This window comes from Armatimonadia bacterium (assembly GCA_039679385.1).
Taxonomy (GTDB): Bacteria; Armatimonadota; Zipacnadia; order Zipacnadales; family JABUFB01; genus JAJFTQ01.
Genome location: JBDKVB010000130.1, coordinates 22,343 through 29,062 on the forward strand (window position 1 = coordinate 22,343; position 6,720 = coordinate 29,062).

The window sequence follows — 6,720 nt, forward strand, 5'->3', positions numbered from 1 at the left end:
GCTACTCTCGCCGGACGCCCCGGTTGGCCTTCCAGACAGGCAGGTAGACATGGAACCAAGCATGATGAAAGCGGCGGTCCTGCGCGGGCCGCAGGATCTCGCCGTCCTCGACATCCCAATCCCGCAGACCGGTCCCGGTGAGCGGCTGGTGAAGGTGGCGGCCTGCGGCATCTGTGGCAGCGATCTGCGCTACTACGAGGGCGAGAACCCGTGGGCGAAGCACACCCTGGGCTACGAGAAGCCCAATCCGCCCAACATGGTCCTTGGCCACGAGGTCGCGGGGTACATCGACGGCAAGCTGGTGTCCATGCTGGCCTTCCGAGGCTGCGGGAAGTGCACGGAATGTCGTCGCGGGCAGGTCCAGTTGTGCGCGAACACTGCGCACCTCGGACACGGTGCGGGCTGGGAAGGCCTTGCCTACAACCCCGGTGGAATGGCCCAGTGGTGCCCGATCTGGGAGGAGCACCTGTACCCCTTGCCCGAGGGCCTTTCGGCCGCTGAGGGCACTTTCCTCGATGGTCTGGGGGTAGCCGTCCATGCCGTCCGCCGGGCAACGATGTTCCCCGGTTCCGAGTTCCTGATCCTCGGCGCGGGGCCTATCGGACTGTCTATCCTGGGCGCGGCGAAGGCCCTGGGTGCCGGTCGTGCCTGGGTTGTCGATGTCTACCAGGTCGCCCTGGACTGCGCCCGTGAGTTGGGGGCTGAGGAGGTCTGCGCCGTGGATGGCGCCCACTACGCCGACCTGGCGCAGGCAATCAGAGCCCAGACTGGCGGCCGTGGCGTAGACAGCGTCTTCGAGACCACCGGCAACCTCGCAGCCCAGGAGTTCGTACTGTCCGTGCTCGCCCGGGGAGGGTGTCTGACGCTGATGGCGGGAGCTGCTCCCGGCCTGGCTCTCTCCGAGGCGTCGCTGGCCGGGGAGAGGCGCATCACCACATCCAGCAACAACCTCTATGAGGAGTACCAGATTGGCCTTGAGCTTCTTGGTCTGGGGAAGGTGCGGGTCGGGCCGATGATCACCCACCGGTTCCCGCTGGAGGAGGCGCCACGGGCCTTTGAGGTCGCCCGTGACAAGTGGAATACCGGGGCCCTGAAGGTCGTCCTGGAGCCCTGATCGGCCCTCTGCGGGGTCTGCAGAAAGCCAAAGGGACGGCTCCTGAGGAGCCGTCCCGGAAAAAGTGCCGCAATCGCCTGCCGATCTAGTCGCTCTTGGCGCAGGCGCCTGATTCGCAACTTTTGCACGCCTCGGACTTCTCCGAGCTGCTGCCGGCGGGCTTGCTGCCCAGGTTGCCCCGGCCGTAGTCGGTGCAGTAGAAGCCCTTCCCCTTGAAGATGATCGCCGGCGGGCTGAAGAGCTTTTTGACCTTCCCGCTGCATTTCGGCTGGTTGCACGTCTTCACGGGTTCATCACTGAAGCTCTGCTGGACCTCGAAGACGTGGCCACACTTCTCGCACTGGTACTCGTAGATCGGCATGACCTCAGCATCTCCTCGCGCTGCACTAGTACTGCACACTTGAACCGTGCGCTATTATAGGATTCACCCTCCTCCGAGTCAAGACAGGGGCATCACATTTTAGCACTCCCCACTGCCGAGTGCTAACTGGAGACGTTGCCATGCTCATTTCCGACATCACAGCACTCTTGGACCGCGTCGCACCGCCCGCCACGGCGGAATCCTGGGATAACCCGGGCCTCCAGATCGGCTCACTGCAGGAAGACACCACTGCTTGCCTGCTGGCCCTGGACGTCAACGTGGACACCGTGCGCGAGGCCAAGCAGTGCTCTGCAGGACTGATCCTATGTCATCATCCCCTGGTCTTCGGGGGGCTGCACCGCATCGACGAGGCGACACCCGTCGGACGCACGCTTCTTGCGGCGGCCCGAGCCAGGATCACCGTCTATGCGGCTCACACGAACCTTGACTTGTCCGGCCAGGTCGGGACCGCAGTGGCCCTGGCCGAGCAGCTCGGTCTGGTTCCCCTCCGGATCACGCCGACTGCAGAAGGAGAAGACCTGGCCGACGGCGAAGTGGCTCCGCCGCAATACACTCTCTACTCGGATACGCCACCCATGCCGCTAGATGCCCTCGCGCGATACACGGAGGCCAAGCTGGCGACCCAGGTGGCGCTCGTAGGAGACGGGCAGCAGCAGGTGCGGCGTGTCGCGGTCCTGCCGGGTTCTGGAGGAGGCCTGGTAGCGCAGGCTTGCGGGAAGGCGGACGCCGTCATCACCGGCGAGATCAAGTACCATGAGGCCCTTGAGGCCCGAGAGCTCGGCCTGGGTGTGATTGCTGCCGGCCACTACGAGACCGAGCGACCCGTCCTGAACCTGCTGTCTCGCTACCTGAAGGAGGCCACAGAGGGGCAGCTTCAGGTGGCCATCAGCCAGGTCCGCACCGACCCCTTTTGGACCCTCACAATCTGAGCAGCCTGCGGGGAGACCGACACCCATGGCCGACATGAGAACGCAATTGGACGCCCTGTACGAGTTGCAGCAGATCGACACGGGAAGGGCGATGCGTAAGCGCACCCTGCAGGAACTCGACGGAGGCGCAGGAGCCGCCTCAGTCCTGGCGCAGGCGACGGCGGAGCTCGACCGGGTCCGCAAGGTGCTCCAGGAGAACGAAGCCCAACTGCGCGACCGTGAACTGCAGCTCAAGAGCGCCGAGGACGAGCGCAAGAACCGGTCAAAGCAGGCCTACGGAGGCACGATCGCCGACCCCAAGCAGCTTAGCGCTCTGGAGAAGAAGATTGCCGAGTTGGACCGCACCAAGGGCCGGCTGGAGGACGAGATTCTTGAGCTGATGGACAAGGTCGAGACTGCCCAGGCGGCGGTTACCAAACAGGAAGCCGTCGTCAAGGACCTCGGCGGTAAGGCGACCTCGGCCAAGACACGCTCGGCCTCGGATTCCGAGCGCCTCCGGACCGAGCTTGCACAGATGAAGGCCCGGCGCGAGGAGCTCGTGGCGATCCTCGACGCCCCGCTCCTGCAGCAGTACGAGACGCTCCTGCAGCGGATTGGGAGCCCGGTTGTGGTGGCGGTCCGCAAGGGTGCCTGCACGGGCTGCAAGCTCTCCCTGCCGAGTTCCTTCGCCCCGCGTCTGCGTGCGGGAGACCAGGTAGTCCGCTGTGAGAGCTGCAAGCGCATCCTGTACCTACCCTCCGGCGAGAGCCCCTTCCGACCAGAGGATGATTAGGCCGCCGCAGGAGTGGGGACCCCCGCTGTCGTCGTCGCGGGACGGGCGTGACTGACTATGGACTGGCCAGGATCAGTCCCCGAGACGCGGGTTCTTGCGGTCAACCGGCAGCCCGTCCGGAGCGACGGCGAGTTCGTCTGCTACTGGATGACGGCGGCCCGGCGGACGCGCTGCAACTTCGCCCTTCAGCGTGCCGTCTGGTGGGCCTCGGACCTTGGCAAGCCCCTGGTCGTCCTGGAGGACCTGCGGTGCGGTAACCCGTGGGACTGCGACCGCTTCCATCGCTTCGTCCTCGACGGCATGCGCGACAACGCCCGTCGTCTCCAGGGCACCGGCACCCTTTACTACCCCTACGCTGAGCCCGAACCCGCAGCGGCTGAGGGGCTCGTGGCAACCCTCTCCGCCCATGCCTGCGTGATCGTCACCGACGACGTTCCCTGCTTCACCTTGCCGGCTCTGGTTTCCGCTGCGGGACGTCAGTCCCAGGTCCTCCTGGAGAAGGTGGACAGCAACGGGCTGCTTCCCCTGCGTGCGGCGGACCGGGTCTATCCGACGGCCCACTCCTTCCGGCGCTTCCTGCAGCGTGCCCTGCGCGACCACCTGACGGACTTGCCGCTGGAGGACCCACTGTCAGGTGTGTCCTTGCCCGCACTGGAGCAGTTGCCTCAGGACCTCACTTCGCGCTGGCCCCAGGCCTGCCCGGAACTGCTGGATCCGGGCAACCAGGCCCTGCGAGGCATGCCGCTGGATCACCGGGTGACGCCGGTCTCTCAGAAGGGCGGCTCGGAGGCTGCGGAAGCTGTGCTGGAGCGGTTCCTCAGCGAGAAGCTTGCCGCCTATCCAGAGGCCCGCAACCACCCTGACGACGACGCCACCAGCGGGCTGTCGCCCTACCTGCACCACGGACACCTCTCGGTCCACCAGGTCTTCGCCGAGGTGGTCGGGCGTGAAGGCTGGTCGGTGGAGCAACTGTCGGACAGCCGGCGGGGCAGTCGCAGCGGATGGTGGGGATTGGAGGCCGCCGCTGAGGCCTTCCTGGACGAGCTTGTCACCTGGCGCGAGATTGGGTACAACATGGCCGCGCGGCGTGAGGACTACGACCGCTACGAGTCTTTGCCGGAGTGGGCCCTGACGACGCTGGCCCGGCATGCTGACGACCCGCGACCCTACCTGTATGACCTGGAGGATCTTGTGGCCGCGCGGACGCACGACCCGCTGTGGAACGCCGCTCAGCGGCAGTTGGTGCGCGAAGGGCGGATCCACAACTACCTGCGGATGCTGTGGGGCAAGAAGATACTAGAGTGGTCGCCCAGTCCTCAGGAGGCGGTGGCAGCCATGGTCGAGCTGAACAACCGCTACGCCCTGGACGGTCGCGACCCCAACTCCTACTCGGGCATCTTCTGGTGCCTGGGACGCTACGATCGCGCCTGGGGACCCGAGAGGCCGATCTTCGGCAAGGTCCGCTATATGAGTTCAGAGAACACGGTCCGCAAGACACGCGTGCGCCGGTATCTTCAGCGGTATGGGTCGGAGGAGTGAGGGCCGTGACCGCTAACGATCTGCTCAATCTGGTGCTGTGCGTCGGTCTGTGCTTTCTTGCCGCAGCCATCGGCGGCTGGGTCACCGCCAGGTCCGTGCACGACTGGTACGCGACCCTGCAAAAGCCCGCGTGGAATCCACCCGGTTCCTGGTTCAGCCCGGTCTGGGTGGTTCTGTACACCCTCATGGGCCTGTCGCTGTGGCTGGTGTGGCGACAGGGAGGATTCGCGGCAGCACCCCTGGCCCTGACACTCTTCGCAGTGCAGTTGATCCTCAACGTGCTGTGGTCGTGGCTGTTCTTCGGGGCCCACAGGCCGGGCCTTGCCTTTGTCGAGATCGTCGTCCTCTGGATCGCCATTCTTGCCACCACCCTGACCTTCTGGCGGGTATCGGTCCTCGCCGGTGCCCTGCTGATCCCCTACCTCTTGTGGGTGACCTTCGCCGCCGCCCTGAATCTGGCCGTAGAGCGGCTGAACGCCTGAGTCCTCTCCGTGCGCCGTCGGCCTCCTCTGAACATACCTGCCACCTCGCAGGCAGGGGAAGCTCGCCTGCCGCGGGAATAGAGGTCCTGATGGGACTGGCGTGGGTACCCTTGCCTTGGAGCGGACACCAAGATGACCAAGCGTGAACGAGTCTGGACTGCCATGAACCGGGAAGAGCCCGACCGCGTCCCCAAGAGCGCCGGCTTCACTCCCGCGATCCAGAAGCTGTTTGAGGAGAAGACCGGCTGCAAGAACGCGGCCGAGTACTTCGACTACGATACCGCCGGTGTGGGCTTCCGGGGTCCTCGTGAGACGCCGGACTGGTCGGTCTGGTACCCCGACGGGCTCCCGGAGGGAACCAGCATCAGCGAGTACGGCACGGCGCACAAGCCCGGGACCTTCGAGCACTTCTGGCAGCTCGACTTCCCGATGAAGCGGGTCACCTCCGTCAGGGAGATGGAGCAGTTCCCGTGGCCCGACTTCACCCCGGCCTACCGTCACGAACACCTCGAGGCTGAGGTCGCACGCTTGCACGAGCAAGGCTGGTACGTGATCGGCGGCGTCGGGCACATCTGGGAGAATGCCTGGCAGATCACGAGCATGGAAAAGCTCATGATGGACTTCCTGGAGTGCCCGGACCAGGCGGCCTACGTCCTCGACCGCATCACCGAGGACCAGGTCTTCCGTGCCCGGCGCTACGCGGAGGCAGGCGTCGACCAGATTCTGTGCGGCGACGACGTCGCGATGCAGCACAAGATGATGATGAGCCCCAACACCTGGCGCGAGTGGCTCAAGCCGCGCTGGGCCAAGGTCTGGAAGGCTGCTCGCGAGGCCAAGCCCGACGTACAGATCTTCTACCACTCCGACGGCAACGTCTCCGACATCATCACGGACCTCATCGAGATTGGCCTGGACATCCTCAATCCCGTGCAGCCCGAGTGTGTCGACCCGCAGCAACTGAAGACCCAGTACGGCGATCGGCTTGCCTTCTGGGGCTGCGTCGGCACCCAGACCACCTTTCCCTTCGGCACTCCCGACGACATGCATCGGACCGTCAAGCACCTCATCGAGACGGTGGGCAAAGGTGGCGGGCTGTTCCTGGCTCCCACTCATGTGCTGGAGCCAGACGTTCCCTGGGACAACATCCTGGCGTTCTTCGAGGCGGTCGAAGCCTATGGCAGCTACCACCACTAGATTCTCGGCAGCCGCGCTCCTCCTGCTTGGTCTGTCGCTGGTCTTCACTTCCGGTTGCGTGTTCTTCGAGGGGACGGTGAAGGTGAACTACGACGGCTCCTCGACGACCGAGCTGCAGATGGGCGTCGCCAAGGGCCTGGCAGAGGAAGGGCAAGTCGGCGCTCCGCTGGCGGACATCGCCAAGGAGGCGGGCAAGGAAGGCTGGCAGGTCAAAGCTCTCGACCGCGAGGGATATGAGGGCGCCGTGCTCACCCGGACGGCTCCTGTGGGCGCCGAGCTCCTGGCCTTCGGCGACCAGAAGGGCAAGA

Annotated in this window: 8 protein-coding genes; 7 read left to right on the forward strand and 1 reads right to left on the reverse strand. The window is 65.4% G+C overall.

Going from position 1 to position 6,720, the window contains the following annotated elements; all coding sequences use genetic code 11:
• Positions 1-49: 49 nt before the first annotated feature.
• Complete coding sequence (locus ABFE16_14755) at positions 50-1,114, forward strand: zinc-binding dehydrogenase (protein ID MEN6346557.1); 1,065 nt, start codon at positions 50-52, stop codon at positions 1,112-1,114.
• Positions 1,115-1,199: 85 nt separating this feature from the next.
• On the opposite strand, the gene ABFE16_14760 is transcribed toward ABFE16_14755, so the two are convergent.
• Positions 1,200-1,475, reverse strand: a complete 276-nt coding sequence (locus ABFE16_14760) for an FmdB family zinc ribbon protein (GenBank protein MEN6346558.1) — start codon at positions 1,473-1,475, stop codon at positions 1,200-1,202.
• A gap of 140 nt (positions 1,476-1,615) precedes the next feature.
• Between ABFE16_14760 and ABFE16_14765 the strand changes: the two genes are divergently transcribed.
• The 6 genes from ABFE16_14765 to ABFE16_14790 form a co-directional block, all read left to right on the forward strand.
• Complete coding sequence (locus ABFE16_14765; protein MEN6346559.1) at positions 1,616-2,425, forward strand: Nif3-like dinuclear metal center hexameric protein; 810 nt, start codon at positions 1,616-1,618, stop codon at positions 2,423-2,425.
• A gap of 25 nt (positions 2,426-2,450) precedes the next feature.
• The gene (locus tag ABFE16_14770) at positions 2,451-3,197 is read left to right on the forward strand and encodes a C4-type zinc ribbon domain-containing protein (protein MEN6346560.1); all 747 of its coding nucleotides are present in this window, start codon (positions 2,451-2,453) and stop codon (positions 3,195-3,197) included.
• 57 nt (positions 3,198-3,254) lie between these two features.
• Positions 3,255-4,736 carry a deoxyribodipyrimidine photolyase gene (locus tag ABFE16_14775; GenBank protein ID MEN6346561.1) on the forward strand — a complete coding sequence of 494 codons (1,482 nt, stop codon included), beginning with the start codon at positions 3,255-3,257 and terminating at the stop codon, positions 4,734-4,736.
• Positions 4,737-4,741: 5 nt separating this feature from the next.
• Positions 4,742-5,218, forward strand: a complete 477-nt coding sequence (locus tag ABFE16_14780) for a TspO/MBR family protein (protein MEN6346562.1) — start codon at positions 4,742-4,744, stop codon at positions 5,216-5,218.
• A 132-nt stretch (positions 5,219-5,350) separates the two neighbouring features.
• Positions 5,351-6,412, forward strand: coding sequence for a uroporphyrinogen decarboxylase family protein (locus ABFE16_14785; GenBank protein ID MEN6346563.1), 1,062 nt, complete (start codon positions 5,351-5,353; stop codon positions 6,410-6,412).
• On the forward strand, positions 6,393-6,720 hold a 328-nt coding region (locus ABFE16_14790; GenBank protein ID MEN6346564.1), incomplete at its 3' end, for a hypothetical protein. The genes ABFE16_14785 and ABFE16_14790, both read left to right, overlap by 20 nt.